Origin of the sequence: Citrobacter gillenii (assembly GCF_013337685.1) — a bacterium.
GTDB lineage: Bacteria > Pseudomonadota > Gammaproteobacteria > Enterobacterales > Enterobacteriaceae > Citrobacter > Citrobacter gillenii.
The window spans coordinates 138,538-156,423 of sequence record NZ_SUQN01000002.1 but is presented as its reverse complement, the minus strand read 5'-3'; the positions used below and the strand labels follow the sequence as shown (position 1 = coordinate 156,423).

At 53.2% G+C, this 17,886-nt stretch carries 15 protein-coding genes and 1 pseudogene; 5 read left to right on the top strand and 11 right to left on the bottom strand.

Annotation, left to right across the window (positions count from 1 at the left end):
* Positions 1–244 precede the first annotated feature (244 nt).
* Complete coding sequence (gene ddlA / locus FCH32_RS04495; RefSeq protein ID WP_096759461.1) at positions 245–1,339, top strand: D-alanine--D-alanine ligase; 1,095 nt, start codon at positions 245–247, stop codon at positions 1,337–1,339.
* 23 nt (positions 1,340–1,362) lie between these two features.
* On the opposite strand, the gene FCH32_RS04490 is transcribed toward ddlA, so the two are convergent.
* A complete protein-coding gene (locus tag FCH32_RS04490; RefSeq protein ID WP_115259258.1) occupies positions 1,363–1,581 on the bottom strand; it encodes a DUF2754 domain-containing protein in 219 nt (72 codons plus the stop codon).
* 265 nt (positions 1,582–1,846) lie between these two features.
* Here FCH32_RS04490 and FCH32_RS04485 point away from each other — a divergent pair, with 265 nt between their 5' ends.
* A complete protein-coding gene (locus FCH32_RS04485) occupies positions 1,847–2,170 on the top strand; it encodes a DUF2755 family protein (protein WP_115259259.1) in 324 nt (107 codons plus the stop codon).
* Here FCH32_RS04485 and FCH32_RS04480 read toward each other — a convergent pair.
* Both FCH32_RS04480 and sbmA read right to left on the bottom strand, forming a co-directional pair.
* Positions 2,155–3,258 (bottom strand): DUF1615 domain-containing protein, encoded by a 1,104-nt coding sequence (locus tag FCH32_RS04480; RefSeq protein WP_096758117.1) that lies wholly within the window; start codon positions 3,256–3,258, stop codon positions 2,155–2,157. The two genes, FCH32_RS04485 and FCH32_RS04480, sit on opposite strands and share 16 nt — an antisense overlap.
* A gap of 14 nt (positions 3,259–3,272) precedes the next feature.
* Positions 3,273–4,493, bottom strand: a complete 1,221-nt coding sequence (sbmA, locus tag FCH32_RS04475; RefSeq protein WP_096758118.1) for a peptide antibiotic transporter SbmA — start codon at positions 4,491–4,493, stop codon at positions 3,273–3,275.
* 383 nt (positions 4,494–4,876) lie between these two features.
* Between sbmA and ampH the strand changes: the two genes are divergently transcribed.
* Positions 4,877–6,034, top strand: coding sequence for a D-alanyl-D-alanine-carboxypeptidase/endopeptidase AmpH (gene ampH / locus FCH32_RS04470; protein ID WP_174360570.1), 1,158 nt, complete (start codon positions 4,877–4,879; stop codon positions 6,032–6,034).
* A 1-nt stretch (position 6,035) separates the two neighbouring features.
* On the opposite strand, the gene iprA is transcribed toward ampH, so the two are convergent.
* Complete coding sequence (gene iprA / locus FCH32_RS04465; protein WP_115259261.1) at positions 6,036–6,659, bottom strand: hydrogen peroxide resistance inhibitor IprA; 624 nt, start codon at positions 6,657–6,659, stop codon at positions 6,036–6,038.
* 82 nt (positions 6,660–6,741) lie between these two features.
* The gene (locus tag FCH32_RS04460; protein ID WP_174360569.1) at positions 6,742–9,588 is read right to left on the bottom strand and encodes an autotransporter outer membrane beta-barrel domain-containing protein; all 2,847 of its coding nucleotides are present in this window, start codon (positions 9,586–9,588) and stop codon (positions 6,742–6,744) included.
* A gap of 492 nt (positions 9,589–10,080) precedes the next feature.
* Here FCH32_RS04460 and hemB point away from each other — a divergent pair, with 492 nt between their 5' ends.
* Positions 10,081–11,055 carry a porphobilinogen synthase gene (gene hemB / locus FCH32_RS04455; RefSeq protein ID WP_117342100.1) on the top strand — a complete coding sequence of 325 codons (975 nt, stop codon included), beginning with the start codon at positions 10,081–10,083 and terminating at the stop codon, positions 11,053–11,055.
* 81 nt (positions 11,056–11,136) lie between these two features.
* Here the strand turns inward: hemB and tauD are convergent, their stop codons facing one another.
* Genes tauD through tauA form a run of 4 tightly spaced genes read right to left on the bottom strand, consistent with a single transcriptional unit; the run spans position 11,137 to position 14,549 of the window.
* Complete coding sequence (gene tauD, locus FCH32_RS04450) at positions 11,137–11,988, bottom strand: taurine dioxygenase (protein ID WP_137400425.1); 852 nt, start codon at positions 11,986–11,988, stop codon at positions 11,137–11,139.
* Entirely contained in the window at positions 11,985–12,812 is an 828-nt protein-coding gene (gene tauC, locus FCH32_RS04445; RefSeq protein WP_174360568.1) for a taurine ABC transporter permease TauC, read from the bottom strand. The genes tauD and tauC overlap by 4 nt, the downstream gene beginning before the upstream one ends.
* Entirely contained in the window at positions 12,809–13,576 is a 768-nt protein-coding gene (gene tauB, locus FCH32_RS04440; protein ID WP_096758124.1) for a taurine ABC transporter ATP-binding subunit, read from the bottom strand. The genes tauC and tauB overlap by 4 nt, the downstream gene beginning before the upstream one ends.
* A 10-nt stretch (positions 13,577–13,586) precedes the next feature.
* Entirely contained in the window at positions 13,587–14,549 is a 963-nt protein-coding gene (tauA, locus tag FCH32_RS04435; protein ID WP_174360567.1) for a taurine ABC transporter substrate-binding protein, read from the bottom strand.
* A gap of 342 nt (positions 14,550–14,891) precedes the next feature.
* Between tauA and FCH32_RS04430 the strand changes: the two are divergent.
* Positions 14,892–15,386, top strand: a pseudogene (locus FCH32_RS04430) (TOBE domain-containing protein); the annotation flags it as partial.
* A gap of 61 nt (positions 15,387–15,447) precedes the next feature.
* Here FCH32_RS04430 and mmuM read toward each other — a convergent pair.
* Together mmuM and mmuP are read right to left on the bottom strand one after the other, a co-directional pair.
* Positions 15,448–16,380, bottom strand: coding sequence for a homocysteine S-methyltransferase (gene mmuM, locus FCH32_RS04425; protein WP_174360566.1), 933 nt, complete (start codon positions 16,378–16,380; stop codon positions 15,448–15,450).
* On the bottom strand, positions 16,367–17,770 hold the full coding sequence (mmuP, locus tag FCH32_RS04420; protein ID WP_174360565.1) for an S-methylmethionine permease: 1,404 nt from the start codon (positions 17,768–17,770) through the stop codon (positions 16,367–16,369). The genes mmuM and mmuP overlap by 14 nt, the downstream gene beginning before the upstream one ends.
* Positions 17,771–17,886 lie beyond the last annotated feature (116 nt).

The following is a 17,886-nucleotide window of genomic DNA, read 5'->3' as shown; positions in this document are numbered from 1 at the left end:
CGGACAAGGGCCCAGAGGTGCGATACCTCACAGTTTAGTATTTTATCTCCCCGCTCATCATATTTGTGATATTCATCACACATAACCCCTATTTATTGCAGGGGAATATGCTTTGAGGCTCCAGCGCAGATTTGTGAGTTTCCTTTCCCTGGCGACGCACGAAAACATTCTGCCAGAAGCCGAGGAATCCTGCGTTTTGTCGTGGTAATGTATGTGCTTTGCATTCATGGAATGGGTTTTTAAGATGGCAAAGTTGCGGGTAGGAATCGTATTTGGTGGTAAATCAGCAGAACATGAAGTGTCATTGCAATCGGCAAAAAATATTGTCGATGCCATCGACAAGACTCGCTTTGATGTTGTGCTGTTAGGTATTGATAAAGAAGGGCAATGGCACGTCAGCGATGCCAGCAACTATCTACTTAATGCCAACGACCCGGCGCGTATTGCGCTGCGTCCTTCGGCAACCAGCCTGGCGCAGGTACCGGGAAAGCAAGAACACCAGTTGATTGATGCGCACAACGGTCAGCCGCTGCAAACCGTCGATGTTATTTTCCCGATTGTGCACGGTACGTTGGGCGAAGATGGTTCCCTGCAAGGTATGCTGCGCGTGGCAAATCTCCCGTTCGTCGGTTCCGACGTGCTGGGCTCAGCGGCATGCATGGATAAAGACGTGACTAAACGTCTGCTGCGCGACGCCGGATTAAACATTGCCCCCTTTATTACGCTCACCCGCGCTAATCGTAATAGCATCAGCTTCGCAGAGGTTGAATCGCGCCTGGGCCTGCCGCTGTTCGTCAAGCCGGCTAATCAGGGCTCGTCCGTTGGGGTCAGTAAAGTCACCAACGAAGCTCAATATAACCAGGCCGTGGCGCTGGCATTTGAGTTCGACCATAAAGTGGTGGTGGAACAAGGGGTCGTTGGTCGTGAGATCGAATGCGCGGTGCTGGGGAACGATCATCCGCAGGCCAGCACCTGTGGCGAGATCGTTCTGAACAGCGATTTTTACGCCTATGACACCAAGTACATTGACGATAACGGTGCCAAAGTCGTGGTCCCGGCGGCCATTGCGCCGGAGATTAACGACAAGATCCGCGAGATAGCGATCCAGGCTTACCAGACGCTGGGTTGCGCTGGCATGGCACGCGTAGATGTGTTCTTAACCGCGGAAAATGACGTGGTGATCAACGAGATCAACACGCTACCGGGCTTCACCAATATCAGTATGTATCCAAAACTGTGGCAGGCGAGCGGCTTAGGTTATACCGATTTGATCACCCGTCTGATCGAACTGGCGCTGGAGCGTCATGCGGCAAACAGCGCGCTGAAAACCAGTATGTAAACCCCCGCCAGGGTGCCCGATAGCTATTGGGCATCCTGCGTTTCGTCATCTTCCGCGCGGCGGCGGATAATCAATCCGGCAAGCCAAAAGCTAATCACCCAGGTAACCAGCCCCACCGCATAGGTTTGCCACCCCTTCGCTTCAAATCCCAGTAATCCCACCACCCCGTTGAGAATAAAGATAAGCCCAATAGCAAACGCGTAGTAGTGCCAGTCGCGGCGAAGTTTTACAGGCAGGTTCATAACAGCTCCGGGGATCACAACGTTATAAAGACGCATCCTCGCACATTTCTCTCTGGCGGTCTGTGGCGTAGGCAGAATTTCTTAGATGTAATCTAATTTCACTTAAGGTTACATATTTGTGACGACAGGCAAAAAAACGAAATCCAGGAATAATCCCTGGCTGAAATTACCATCATTCTGATATTGACAATCCCGATCACCTGTCAGACTCACTGTCAGTTACTGGCATTACGTCAAGAAAAGCAGGTTGTTGCTGGAGGTCTTTATGGCTGATTTTACGCTCTCAAAATTCCCGTTTAAGGGCAAGCATCGGGATCCCTCCTCGCTGACCGGCAACATTGTCTATGCCGTCTTTGTGCTGTTTTGCTTTTGGGTCGGGGCGCAGGTATTAACCCTACTGGCTCACGCACCCGGTATTTATGAACAGCTAATGCAACTGCAAATGCAGGAGAGCGGACGCCCGCACATCGAGATCGGATTGGGCGTAGGAACAATTTTTGGTTTGATTCCCTTCCTGGTCGGCGGTCTAATTCTTGGCACCATCGCAGCCGTGTTGCACTGGCGCCAACGCCATCACAAAGATGACTGACCCATACATTTTGCCCGTCGCTCATCCACCCGTTTCGCAAACCACGCGGTGGTCAGATTACGGGTAATCTTTGGACTTTCGAGCTGAATACCCGGCAGCATTTCGCGGGGTAAGGTTTTGCCCGTTTTCGCTTCCGCTAGCTTATACACGTTCTTGTACAACGCGGTCTCTTCAAACGCGAGGCTGTCACCTTTTTGCAACTGCCGATGGATATCACTCTCGCTCATGTCCAGCTTCCCGGCCAGCTTACGTACCGCCAGCTCTGTTTTGCCCGGATCGTTGCTGTCGTAGCGAATCAAATCACCGTCCAACGCCAGTTTCACGCCGCTGGCCTTAGTCACCGCGTTCTGGAAAGCCGCATTACGACTGGCGTACCAGCCCGCATTAAAATCAGCGAAACGGAAGATAGGCGCGCTATAGTTCGCCGGGTAATTCAGCAAATGATAGGTCCCGAACCACAGCCCACCACGACGGGTGAAGACTTCCTGACGTACCGTCCCCGCCATTTTCCACGGATAGCCTGAAGCGTGTTGTTCAGCAAACGCGATGCTGACCTGCATCGGACCGCCTGTATGCACCGGATTAAGCGAACCGAATAGCGTCTGCCCCATCGGCACCATATTGATAAAATCATCAAAAATAGCGCTAAGCTGCTTTTCCGTTTTTACCGAATCCAGACGCTCGCTGTAGGTTTTGCCGGTCGGCGAGTTAATCTTCAGCGCGGTGTGCACCACAAACAGCGGAATATGCATGCGCTCAGCGCGGCGGTCGATCTCTTTCCAGGCTATTTTATTTAAGCCCGGTACCGCCGGGTCCGCCTGATAGTTAGACTCCTGCTGCGCTACCGCCAGCACCGAACAGACATTCTCAACCGTCGGTGCCAGCTTCTGGCTTTCAAACGTCCTGGCCAGATCCTGCGCCCAGGCGTCTCTGTCCTTCACGCTGGCCGGCATCTTCTGACGGACCACGCTCGCCACATCGACGGCTTTCTCCCCTTTTTTTAACGGCTGCGAAGACTGGCTACTGCATCCCACCAGCACCAACGCCGCCAGACAAGACCAGGGGTAAAGACGGGAAACCGTCGACATAACATCTCCTTTTGTTAGCTAAGCGTATGGGTTACGGCCTGAATATCCTGACCATCCAGCTCACGTTCGAAGCTGCGCAGACGCTTATAGATAGACATTAATTCCACTAACGTCGTCCAGGAGTTAATCAGATACTGGAACGATCCGCGCACCTGACCAAACACGTTGGTGATTTGCGTCATCAGACCGAGCGTAATCGTACCGGCAACAATTGACGGAAACAGCAGGAACAAACCGAAAACGTTATCCACCTGCAGGTAAAGAATACGGGCGATATTAAAGTACATATAGTGAAAATAGAGGCGGAAATAGTTCTGACGCACCGCGTGAAACAGCTCGCGCACGGTCGGCGGCGTTGCGCGATTAGCATCATCTTCGCCGTAGACCAGTTCTTTACGGTAAGCGGCTTCCACGCGCTGGTTTTTAAACTCCAGACCCGGGAGTTTGATCCCCACCACCGCCAGCAAGCCGGTCCCCATCAACGACCAGACAATGGCAGCAATCACCAGACCATAGGGAACATGGCCAACAATCGGCAGATCAGGGACATGCGCAGACAGCGTGACCAGCACCGGTAAGAAGGCAATCAGCGTCATAATCGCGTTGATAAAACTGACGCCCATATCTTCCAGCGTAGAGGCGAAGCGCATGGTGTCTTCCTGCACACGCTGCGCGGCGCCTTCGATATGACGCAGATGCTGCCAGTGCGCCATATAATGTTCGTTCATCGCGGTACGCCAGCGGAACACGTAATGGCTGACGAAGAAATTGTTCATCACCCCAATTACCACGGCAATCAGCGCGATGCCAAGGAAGATCCCCACTTCATGATAGAACTGTTCAATCTTCACCTTATGAGGAGCGCTCAGTGCGGTTTGAATCAGGTCATAGAACGGCGCATACCAGGCGTTGACGGCAACCCCGACTTCAACCAGAAACCAGGTCACAAAGATAATCAGCGACGTGCCCAATATGGACCAATACTGCCAACGGTGTGGACAGTAGATAAACCAGAACGCGGCGAACAGGCCGACGCAGAGAAGGTAATATGCATAAAAAATCAGATAATCCAGCGACCAGAACCGGGCGGCGCTGATAGGCACATCACCCGATGCGCCGGTGATATGTGCAACCCAGGCTCCCCCACCTGCCTGCCAGAATACAACGGCGACCAGCGCCCAAATAAATGCCGAAATAAAGAACGGTCCCGGCTTTGGGAAAAAAGACGTAAACATAGTGCTCTCCTGCTAACTTCTTATCGTTATGACGACTGCTGTGCATTTGCCAGCGTGCAAACGATGGCAAGACGGCTAACGCCCAATAAACACATGCTGAAACCGACAATTGTGACCAGAACCGACGCGCTTAGTTCGCTACCGGCCCTGAAGAATTGTTTCTATGGTTTTCATACCTGACAGCGTTCCGGCATATTCAGATTATCGCAGCGTGAGATCACAAAAGCGAACATCCACTCCGGGGGAAAAGGTAACGTTTACTCATCGTTACGTTTTTCACACTATGATTGGCGTAATAGCACTTTGCAATATGCCGATGAGTAGTATAAATACGCATACGCACGTCATCCTTTTTTACTACCCCTAACTCATGGACACCACCGTTGAAACGTAGTCTGCTTTTTTCTGCCGCGCTGTGTGCGGCGTCATTGACATCTGTCCAGGCGGCACAGCCTATCACCGATCCGGTCTTCGCCTCTGATATCGTCGATCGTTACGCCGATCATATCTTCTACGGCAGCGGGGCGACGGGAATGGCGCTCGTGGTCATTGACGGTAATCAGCGTGTATTTCGCAGCTTTGGCGAAACACGCCCTGGCAATAATGTTCATCCGCAGCTGGATTCGGTGATCCGCATCGCCTCAATTACCAAATTAATGACCAGTGAAATGCTGGTCAAATTACTCGATCAGGGCACGGTAAAACTGAACGATCCATTGAGTAAATATGCACCGCCCGGTGCACGAGTCCCGACCTGGCAGGGAACGTCGATCACGCTGGTGAATCTGGCGACTCATACCAGCGCCCTACCCCGCGAGCAGCCAGGCGGTGCGGCAAAACGCCCGGTATTTGTCTGGCCAACGCGCGAGCAGCGCTGGAGTTACCTCTCTACCGCCACGCTGAAAGCTGCTCCCGGATCGCAGGCCTCCTACTCGAATCTGGCGTTCGATCTACTGGCCGATGCGCTGGCAGCCGCGTCCGGTAAGCCTTATCAACAGCTGTTTGAAGAGAAAATTACCCGACCGCTCGGGATGAAAGACACCACGTTTACGCCTTCACCCGATCAGTGCAAGCGCCTGATGGTCGCCGAAAAAGGGGCCAGCCCGTGTAACAATACGCTGGCGGCTATGGGCAGCGGCGGCGTCTATTCGACGCCTGGCGATATGATGCGCTGGATGCAGCAGTATCTCTCTTCAGACTTTTATCAGCGCAGCCAGCAGGCTGACCGGATGCAGACGCTGATTTATCAGCGTACACAGTTAACCAAAGTAATTGGCATGGACGTGCCAGGCAAAGCCGATGCGCTGGGCCTGGGCTGGGTCTATATGGCACCGAAAAATGGCCGCCCGGGGATTATTCAAAAAACCGGTGGGGGTGGTGGATTCATTACCTATATGGCGATGATCCCGCAGAAAAACGTAGGGGCCTTTATTGTGGTTACCCGTTCTCCGCTGACCCGATTTACCAATATGAGCGATGGTATCAACGATCTGGTGAGTGAGTTGAGCGGAAACAAACCCCAGGTTATCCCCGCATCCTGATTTAGTACTCAAAAGGCAAACGGTTAATATTCACCAGTTTGCCTTTATTCATTTCAATGTAGCCGCCTTTACGCAGTGCCGCGAGAATTTCTGCGACGACAGAGCGTGAAATACGTGTTCGTTGGTGGATATAGTTCATAACACCAACGCGAGAGCGCAGTAACTCATCCCATTTCATCATGGATATCAGCGTGGCGCGGATTTGATCGTAGGAGTTATTGCCAATTAATTGCAGATCGCGTAATTCAAGCATGCAGTGCTGCCATGCTAACCAGCTAAAGGCCTCGCGCCATAGCTGGCATTGTTCAATAATATTAATCGTTTGGGACGCGGGCAGATAATAACCCGTACAGTAACCTTCTGTTATTAATCTATATTGAATATCTGTTTTCATCACACCATCAGCAAGTCCCATAATAAACGGTGCCTGTGTAATGCCAACCAGTATGGTTTCTCCTCGCCTCAGCGAGACAACCCCCTTTAAAACAACAAAAGTGTCGTTTTTATTTACATCACTGGAATATATTATTTGTTTTTCATTTTCATATTCAAAACGCTCGCCATATTTCGACAAACATTTATCCAGCTTACCAAATTCCAGAAAAGGCTTATCTACAGATAACATTTACGCATTCCTTGCATAAAAGCCCGTCAAATCCTTGACGGGCTTATTGGGATTAAAATACCGAGTCCTCTAATAGGAATTCTTACCAGGTATATTTAACGCCTGCATTCGCAGACCAGTCTTGATCTACGTCACCACCGCCGAGGTAGCTGGCATCGGTATATGCGCTGAAGTTTTTGGTAAAGCTGAACTGAGTACCCAGTCCAACACGTACCGCAGAACCTTCTGTACCATTGTCGATGGAATCACCGTTGACGTTAGCATCGTTACCCGCATCGTCATAAACGTACGCCAGTTTGAAGTACGGAGTCAGCGCCTGGTCATCGCTGTAAGCGAAGGTATAACCGGCATCAACACCCAGTTCATAACGCATGCTGTCATAAGACTGACCGTCAACTTTCATGTCGTTGCTCAGCTTATAGTCATCACCAGACTGGAACAGACCGGATACGCTACCGTAAGGCGTCACGTAACCTGCGTCACCCAGTTTCAGGTCATAACCCAGTTTCAGACCGAAGCCCCAGGCATCAGAAGCACTGCTACCGTCAACGTACTGACCGTTGCTCATGTTAGCAGACAGATCGTTGTTGAAATGAGAGTAGTTCAAAGAACCATCAATAAAGAGGTTGTTTGCGAAGCGAGCAGAAGAGTAGATATAGGCAGTCTGGCTATCCTGATCCACCTGTCCGCTGTTATCGCTTACGTCACCTTTCGCAAAGCCCGCTGCGGCACCGACAATCCACTGTGCATTGTTACCGTCAACTTTGGTATCAAGGCCGACCATGATGCCGTTAACGTCCTGATCGTAGTTAATGGTGCCGTTGTCGCCGTTGAAGCTGCCGCCGAAGTAGCTCACCCACGCGCCACCGTTATCCGCCAGACCGTGACGTGCATTGGTCAGACGCGTACCGACAGTATCCTGTTGCAGGTTCCAGATGTTGGTATTTGCAGACGGGATGCTCAGCGCCATGTTCGCGTAATCCGTCAGTTCCATCTGTTGCATCACAACAGTGTTGCCCACCTGTTGAGCCTGATAGGTGTATGCACCCAGGTCAGCTTTGTTTGCCGCAGAGAAGGTGGCGTTGGTGTTGACATCATCAACGTAAATCAGCTCTTTGCCTTTATAGTCAGCAACGGAACCAGTACCCGTCGCGTTATCAATGCGAACTTTGTAGTTACCGGTTGCAGCTGTAACGTTGTCGCTGGTGCTGCTGGCATCCGCTTCGTCACCGCTGTTGATATCGCCATTGCCGTTGACGGTCAAGTGGCCATCAGAATTCATCGCAATCACACCGTAACCGTAGTTAGCCTGAGTGGTATCCCAGGTACGATCGTTGACGAGGTCAGAATTCAGCACGTAGTTATTGCTGTTAATGTTGAACACACCGGCGTACACGTTGCCGTTGTTATCAGCAACATTACCGCTAGTCAGTTCCAGTGTACCGGCAGTGAACAGGCTGGATGCGCCGTTGTTGCTAGTCTCGACATTCAGCATACCGCCGTTAGTTGCGGTAATGGTGTTGGCATACAGAGCAGTGCCCGTCCACGCTGAGCTGACGTCATCAGACAGCGTCACGGTACTGTTCGTGTTAATCGTCAGATGATCGGTATCCACTGCGCCGTCTTCGCCGATATTCATCGTAGAAGCGCCATTTAGCGTAATGGTATCAGACGTTAAGTAAGAACCGTCGGCAACATTCACCTGAGAGCCGCTGTTGATAGCCAGGGTATCAATCAGAGACGTTTTGGTGGTATTCCAGACTGAACCGTTATTCAACGCGATATCAAACACACCGCTCTGGAAGGAGTTTGCACTGTTAACACGGTTCCAAGAATCAGAACTTGTCGCACTTGGATCTAAGCTGTTAGCCGCAATGTCATAGAACTGGGAAGGGGTCACAACGGTGTCGTAATCAATATACGCAGCCCCCGTCCAGCTGGTGTTATTCAGCGTCAGGTTCAGGTGATCGACGTTTTGATCATCATCTGCCCAGCCGCCGTGGGTATATACCGAGGTGGACCCATCAACCAAATGACCTGTAGGGTCAAAATTACTGTTCCAGGTACTCGTAAACAGAACATCGCCTAACAGCTGAGAATTATTCAGCGTGACGGTGTTTACCATACGGTTAGCAGAAGCGCTGTTATCGGTGAACGATAACGCAACATCATCCAGGGTAGAAGAATTACTGTAATCACTCGGCTCGGTAGAATTACCAAAATGTCCGGTTGATTCATTGGCAGTATAAGAACCCGATGTGACGGTTGAGTCATTTACTGTAATGGTGTTATCCCACTGAGTTGCGCCAGTGGTGTAGGTAGCATTCGTGGTATCACCCTGTTCCAGGCTAATACCCGCAACATGCGAATTATTGCTAATATTGATGGCGCTTTCGACATCCAGCGTTACCGCCGTTCCCAGTCCTGCAACAGAGTATGTTTCATAGACTGATTTCGAATTGGTACCATCCAGATAGGTATCGGTGTAATAGAATGCTTCATAATCATCATCAATCGTAGAGTGATCGATATTTAACGTGAAGACATCACCGTCAACCCAATCATGAGCAACGGCATCCCCAAAGCCAGATACCGGCTTAGAAGTAATCATACCGTGAATAGTGGAATTGGTTACATTGACAGTATTTGCCGTGCTGTCTGCGTAATCGCGGTTCAGATAATACGTAGAAACAACGCCATTAACCGTATCACCAGAGAATGCGGTATCAAAATAGCTGCTATCCGTTGCAGGGTTGTTATAAATATAACCACTGTAGGTCAGGTAGTCAGTATCTAACGCGCCATATGACGTCGCGTCGTCATGAAAAGCAAAGGTATCATAAGTCGTCGCATTCGCCTGAGAAGTGATTGCCAATGTGCAGGCTAATGCTAATTGTGAGACTACGAGTTTCTTTTTCCAAGTGTGCATTTGTCATCCCTCCTCAGGGACGTAATATAGTTGATCCATCAATTATTAATGCATAGTAAACATATTATGTTTCGCCGAAAGATTATGCGGCGTCATAGATAAAAGGTTCAATTATTCTTTACTTTAAGTCCGAATGCGGACAATAAACGAAATACAAACAAAAAAAGCATAAACCCTTTACTTTCAGTAAATTATGGGAAAATTAATAAAATAAACCATACAATACAATGATAATTAAAAACAAAACCACAAGGACAGCAAATAAACACACGCACAATGAAAGGTATTTAATCAACTATTAAACAAAATCAAACCCACAGCAAAACCTATTGATATTAAAAATGATAAATTCAATAAAGTATAAATAACGCATATTAAATTTTTAAAAATACGGTACGCGGGTTTCACTCGCATAAGGCCAACTTTCGTAAAACACCCACACACAGGTTGAGGTATACTACGGCCTTCGATTCCACAAACATCAGGCATACCATGACAGACCTAATCCAACGCCCTCGCCGCCTGCGCAAATCCCCTGCGCTGCGCGCCATGTTTGAAGAGACAACACTCAGCTTAAATGACCTGGTGTTGCCGATCTTTGTTGAAGAAGAACTCGACGATTACAAAGCCATCGAGGCCATGCCCGGCGTGATGCGCATTCCAGAGAAACATCTGGCACGCGAAATCGAACGCATTGCCAACGCCGGTATCCGCTCGGTGATGACCTTTGGTATTTCCCACCATACCGATGACACCGGCAGCGATGCCTGGAAAGAAGACGGACTGGTGGCGCGCATGTCACGCATTTGCAAGCAAACCGTGCCGGAGATGATCGTCATGTCCGACACTTGCTTCTGCGAATATACTTCGCACGGTCACTGCGGCGTATTGTGTGACCACGGCGTAGATAACGATTTAACCCTCGCGAACCTCGGTAAACAGGCAGTGGTTGCCGCCGCGGCGGGCGCCGACTTTATCGCACCGTCCGCCGCCATGGACGGTCAGGTGCAGGCTATTCGCCAGGCGCTGGACGCCGCGGGCTTCACTGATACCGCGATCATGTCCTACTCCACCAAGTTCGCCTCCTCCTTCTACGGTCCATTCCGCGAAGCCGCGGGCACCGCGCTGAAAGGCGATCGTAAAACCTACCAGATGAACCCGATGAACCGTCGTGAAGCCATTCGCGAATCACTGCTGGACGAAGCCCAGGGTGCAGACTGCCTGATGGTGAAACCGGCCGGTGCATACCTGGATATTCTGCGTGATATTCGCGAACGTACCGAACTGCCGATTGGCGCCTACCAGGTCAGCGGCGAATACGCGATGATCAAATTCGCGGCCCTGGCAGGGGCAATAGATGAAGAGAAAGTCGTGCTGGAAAGTTTAGGCTCGATCAAACGCGCAGGCGCGGATCTGATCTTCAGTTACTTTGCCCTGGATCTGGCTGAGAAAAAAATTCTGCGTTAATGACGCGGTGTTGCCGGATGGCGGCTTCGCCCTGTCCGGCCTGCACGCCGGGGCCCGGTGGGCAAAGCGCCATCGGGCACGTTAGCTCGCACGATAGTAAGGTTTGTCTCCGAGAATCGTCGCCCGGTGCATAATGCGCCGCTGCGGCAGGTAGTCTGCATTGGCATAATGCTGCGTCACGCGGTTATCCCAAATCGCCACATCGTCAGGCTGCCAGCGCCAGCGTACCTGAAACTCCGGTTTGGTGATGTGGGCAAACAGAAATCCGAGCAGCGCCTCACTCTCTTTTTCCGTCACATCGACAATTCGTGTCGTGAACCCTTCATTCACAAACAGCGCCTGTTTGCCGCTCACCGGATGCGTTCGCACTACCGGATGCAGCAACGGTGGGTGCTTTGCCACCGCCTCCAGCCAACGCTGATGCTCTTCTTCGGTATTACGGTATTTGAACTCCTGAAACGATTTACGGAAATCATGTTCGGCCCGCAGGCCGCTCAGCAGTTGGCGAAAAGGTTCTGAAAGCGCTTCAAAAGCGGCAATGCCGCTGGTCCACAGCGTATCGCCACCTGTTGATGGCAGCTCTTTTGCCGCCAGAATCGCCCCGGCAGGTGGCGTCTCAATAAAGGTTACATCGGTGTGCCAGTTGTCGTTATCCGGCGGATTGTCGTTGTGAGTATCGAGGACGATGATCTCCTCAACGCCCTGCGCATGCGGGTAAACCGGATGGATATGCAAGTCGCCAAAACGCAACGCCAGCGCCCGCTGCTGCTGTGGTGTGATCGCCTGCTCGCGCAGGAACACCACCTGATGACGAAGTACCGCGTGGTACAACTGTTCAAACTGGTTATCGCTCAGCGGTCGCGTCAAATCCGCCCCGGTGACCTGCGCACCTATATAGGGCCCCAGCGGGATAATGCTCAGACGTTCACTCATTGTACTTCTCCATGCCAGGGCGTCAGACGGCGCTGAAGCGCACGCAAACCCAATTCTAAAATAAAGGCGATCACGGCAATCACCATAATTCCCGCCAGCACCACATCCGTTGCCAAAAACTCACCCGCTGACTGCACCATAAACCCCAGACCTCGCGTCGCGGCAATCAGCTCCGCCGCCACTAATGTCGACCACCCCACACCCAGTCCAATCCGCAGCCCGGTAAGAATTTCCGGCAAAGCACCCGGTAAAATCACAAACCACAATACCTGTGCGCGGCTGGCCCCCAGCGACTGAGCGGCCCGCACCCGCACCTGCTGCACACTTTTGACGCCCGCCAGCGCAGACATCGTCACAGGGGCAAAAATCGCCAGATAGATCAGCAGGATCTTCGAGGTTTCGCCGATGCCAAACCAAATAACCATCAGTGGCAAATAGGCCAGCGGCGGCACCGGACGATACAGTTCGATGATCGGATCGACGATCCCGCGCACCGTCGGACTCAGCCCCATCGCGATCCCCACCGGCACGCCGAGCAGCACCGCGGCCAGCAGAGCAATGACGATACGCGTCAGGCTGGCGGCCAGATGCTGCCACAGCGTGGCATCCATAAAGCCCTGCGGTCCGGCAATGACGATAAGTTTTTGCAGTACCTGCCCCGGCGGCGGTAAAAACAGCGGGCTGATGAATTGCAGTGCCGCCACTGCCCACCACACCACCAGAAACACGCCCAATGTGCCAACACTTAACGTCATCTGACGTGAAAGCGGCCAGCGCCAGCGCAACGCACGCGGACGGGGTTTGTCGTTAATCACCACGCTCATGAGAACGCCTCCCGTTGCGCGAAAACGCGGCCTAGCACGTATTCACGCATGGCAATAAACTGCGGATCGGATTTAATGCTGCGACTCGGCTCCCCGGCCACAAAACGGCGGGCGAAATTTAGCGGTAAGCGTTCCAGCACCCGGCCCGGTCCCGGAGACAACAGCACCAGTTCGGTCGCCATAAACACCGCCTCTTCGATATCGTGGGTAATCAGCAGCACCTGTTTGCCGGTCTCCTGCCACAGCGTCAACAGCAGGGTTTGCATCTGCTCGCGGGTAAAAGCATCCAGCGCGCCAAAAGGTTCATCCAACAGCAACAGTTGCGGATTTGCCGCCAGCGCCCGGGCAATGCCGACGCGCTGACGCTGACCACCGGAAAGCTGCCAGATAAAGCGCTTTTCCGCGCCTTCCAGCCCAACCTTCTTCAGCATGTCCTGCGCAATGCGTTGACGCTGTAACTTCTCTACACCGGCCAGTTGCAGGCCAAATCCGACGTTATCCTGCACGTTACGCCACGGCAGCAAGCCTTCGTTCTGGAACACCACGCCGCGCTCGGCCCCCGGGCCTGTCACTTTTTTACCCGCCAGCACGATGCTGCCGTGCTGATACGGCACAAACCCGGCAATCAGATTCAGCAGCGTGGTTTTGCCGCAGCCGGAAGGCCCGAGCACCACCAGCAGTTCACCGCCGTCGAGCGTCAGGTTGATGTCGTCCAGCACCGGCTTTCCGTCATAGCGGGCGGCAAGATGAGAGATTTGCAGCATCAGCGCCCCCTTATTGCACGAAGCGATCGGTAACGTACTGGCTGTAATCCGTCGCCACAGCGGGCACTTTGCCCTGCTCTTTGAGGAACTGCGCAGTGTCGATAATCGCTTTATTCACCGGTCCGGTCAGCTCGGCGGTTTGCTGCTGCTGTGTCAGGTAGGTGTTACCTTTTACCAGTCCCGGAATATCCGCTTCCGGCACGCCGCTTAAGCGCGACAGCTTGCTGATGTTGTCCGGCTGCTTTAGCCATTCATCGGGATCAGTAATATAGGGCTGTTGGGCATCAATCGCGCTTTTGGCAAAGGCCTTCACCACCTCAGGATGCTGCTCGGCAAAATCTTTGCGCACGACCCACACATCCAGCGTCGGCGCGCCCCACTCACCTACTTTTTCCGAGTCGGTTAACACCTTGCCGTCTTTTTCCAGCGCGTTCACCGCCGGTGCCCAGACGTAGGCGCCGTCAATATCCCCGCGCTGCCAGGCGGCAATAATCGCTGGCGGCTGCAGGTTCACAATCTCCACCTGACCGGGCTTGATGCCCCAGTGTTTTAACGCGGCCAGCAGGCTGTAATGGGTGGTGGAGATAAACGGCACGGCAATACGTTTACCGATCAAATCCTCAGGTTTGTTGATGCTTTTCTTCACCACCAGCGCCTCGGAGTTACCGAGTTTGGACGCCAGCAGGAACACCTCAATCGGTACCTGTTGGCTGGCCGCAACCGCCAACGGGCTGGAGCCAAGATTGCCAATCTGTACGTCGCCAGACGCCAGCGCCCGGACGATGCTCGCCCCGCTGTCGAACTTACGCCAGTCAACGGTGGCCCCGCTCTCTTTAGCAAACGTGTTGTCCGCCTGCGCCACTTTGGCCGGTTCAGCGGAGGTCTGATACGCGACGGTGACGTTCACCGCCTGCGCCTGAAATGCAACCACTGCCAGTACGGCAAGGAGTGTATTACGCGATGATATAGCCATGATTGTCTGCTCCCCTGTCTTGTTATGTGGGGCAGTATTTCGTTACGGCACACTTTGATAAAGGAATTAAAAATTCTGGCTAAGAACAAAGCGTTTTTAGAAAAAAAGCGGCAATAGTTAGCTATTTCGCTCATGACAGATGGAATTCGTAGGCCTGATAAGCGCAGCGCCATCAGGCACTGTTGCCGGATGGCGGCGTAAGCGCCTTATCCGGCCTACAACACCCGGCAAATTATTGCGATTTTGTTACATTCGTTACATAACAGCATCCCGGTGATTGCCAGCGTAATGCTGGCAGGCATCATAGGCGCCATTGTCAGACAAGAGAGCAAGAAAATGATCCAGTTTGATCTTACCTCGCTGTAAGTGACCCACGATCAGAGCGAAGCTTTCACGGTGTCCGACACCGTACTGGTGATGAGCAAGGGACATATCATGCAGATCGGCTCACCGCAGGATCTGTACCGCCAGCCCGCCTCGCGCTTTATGGCGAGCTTTATGGGCGATGCCAACCTGTTCCCGGCCGCGTTCAGCGAGGCGTTTGTCGATATTTACGGTTATCGCCTGCCAAGGCCGCTGCATTTCGCCACCCAGGGAGAAGGTACGGTTGGCGTGCGTCCGGAGGCAATTACGCTCAGCGATCGCGGCGAGGAGAGCCAGCGCTGTGTGATCCAGCACGTCGCCTATATGGGGCCACAGTATGAGGTCACGGTAGAGTGGCACGGGCAGGAAATTCTATTGCAGGTCAACGCCACGCGCTTACAGCCAAACGCTGGCGAGCAGTATTACCTCGAAATCCACCCGTACGGCATGTTTGTGTTAGCAGATACCGTGTGATTGATGCCGGGTGGCACACGTTGTAGGCCGGGTAAGGCATCAGCCGCCACCCGGCACAAATTCAGCGCTGGACGTTCAATTCAGCAATATCCGCAGGCGTGGTGCGACAGCACCCGCCAATCAACCGGGCGCCCGCCGCACGCCACTGGGGTAAATAATCCGCCAGCGTTTTACACGCTTCACCGTGAGTGTGCCAGGTTTTGCTCTGCGCATCGTAATGCTCGCCGGAGTTGGGATAGACCACCAGCGGCAGCGCCGTTAAGCCGTGTAAATGCTGCAACGCCTCGGTAGTGTTTTCCAGCGCAATGCAGTTGATACCAATAGCCAGCACCTGCGGGTAGTTTGCCAGTAACGCCACCACTTCGCGCAGCGGCGTGCCGTCGCTCAGGTGTTCGCTGTCACGTAGGGTAAACGAGAACCACGCACGCGCACGCGGGTATTCCGCCAGCAGTTCAGCCAGCGCCTTAATCTCAGTAAAATTCGGCAGCGTTTCGCAGGCTAACAGGTCAGCTCCGGCGTCCAGCAGCGCTTCAACGCGCGGTCGGTGAAACGCCTGAAACTCGTCTTTGCTGCGCACGTAATCGCCACGGTATTCCGAGCCATCCGCCAGATACGCGCCATACGGTCCCACAGACCCGGCCACCAGCAATGTACCCGCCTGCGGGTTTTCCGCCAGATACGCCTCGCGCGCTTTACGCGCCAGCTCCACACTTTTGCCAATCAGTGCCTTCGACTGCGCCTCATCCAGACCTCGGGCGGCAAAACCTGCCGGCGTGGCCTGATAGCTGGCGGTGATCGCACATTGAGCACCCGCCCGGTAGTAATCTAGATGGACTTCGCGGATAAGCTGCGGGTTTTCTACCAGCACTTTCGCTGACCACAGGCTATCGGCCAGGTTACAGCCGCGCGCCTCCAGTTCCGTCGCCATCGCACCATCCAGCAACAGGAAATCCTGTTTCTCAAGAAGGGTACGTAACGGATTATTCTGCGACATGGTGTGGCTCCTGTTTTACTTTACGGGGTTGAGTAAGGAAATAAGCACCATAGCACAACGCCACAAACGGTAACCCGCACCACAACGCAATTCTCTGCGCGGGATCGAAGGCCAGGCCGACACAGGCCACCAGGCACAGCACAAACCCCAATACGGGAACCAGCGGATACCACGGCGCACGATAATGCAATTCACTCACAGCCTTTCCTTGCTGTAAGTGACGGCGGCGAAAAACAAAATGCGAAGCGCAGATGCTCAGCCACACCGCCACCACCGCAAACCCGGAGATCGCCGACAGCGCCACAAATACCGTATCCGGGGCGATCACGCTGGAAAACAGCGCCATCACGCCGCCGAGCATGCTGACCGATATGGCTGTCAGCGGCACGCCGTTTTTGGTTACCCGCGCAAAACAGGCGGGCAGCGTACGTTCATTCGACAGCGACCACAGCATGCGCCCGGAAGCATACAGTCCTGAATTCGCAGCCGAAAGAATGGCCGTCAGGATCACGACGTTAAAAATATCCGCCGCATATGGAATCCCCACCTTCTCAAACACCAGCACAAACGGGCTTTTCTCCACTCCCGCCTGCTGCATCGGGATCAATGCCGCCAGCACAAACACGGTGCCAATAAAGAAAATAATCAGTCGTGCGATAGTGGTACGAATCGCCACCGGAATCACCTTGCGTGGGTTTTCCGTTTCGCCCGCCGCGATGCCGATAAGCTCGGTTCCCGAGAAAGCAAAGTTCACCGCCACCATGGTCATCAGGATCGGTAGGCCGCCATGTGGAAACCAGCCTTCTGCGGTGAGATTGCTCAACCCCGGCGCGGGTGAACCATCCTGCATCGGGATAAAGCCAAAAATGGCCGCCCCGCCGAGGATAATAAAGGCGATGATGGTGATGACTTTTACCAGCGAGAACCAGAATTCCCCTTCGGCAAAAAAGCGCGTAGAAATGACGTTCAGGCCAAAGATAACAACGCAGAAAACCACGCACCAGATCCACACCGGCACCTGTGGGAACCAATACTGCATGCAGAAACCGGCGGCGGTAAAGCTGGAGCCAAGCGCCACGGTCCAGGTCAGCCAGTAGAGCCAGGCTACGGTGTAACCCGTCGCCGGGCCGAGGTAGCGCGCGGCATAAACGTGAAACGCGCCGGTTTCCGGCATCGCCACCGACAGTTCACCCAGACATTGCATCACTAGCCAGACCACCAGCGCGCCAATCAAATAGGCCAGCAGCGTCCCCGCCGCCCCGGTGGTGGAGATGATGTACCCGGTATTAAAGAATAACCCTGTGCCAATCACGCCACCTAAAGAGAGCATAATCAGGTGACGCGTTTTCATTGTGCGCTTCAGTGGCGCATTTTGTTGTGTTGTTTGCATATGACCTTCTAAACGTATGGACATCTAAACATCCAAAGAAGGTTTGTTATACCGCGTTTGTAAACACAATGCAAAGTTAGCCCTGCACCAGACGCAGATGCCCGCGCCGGGCGCTC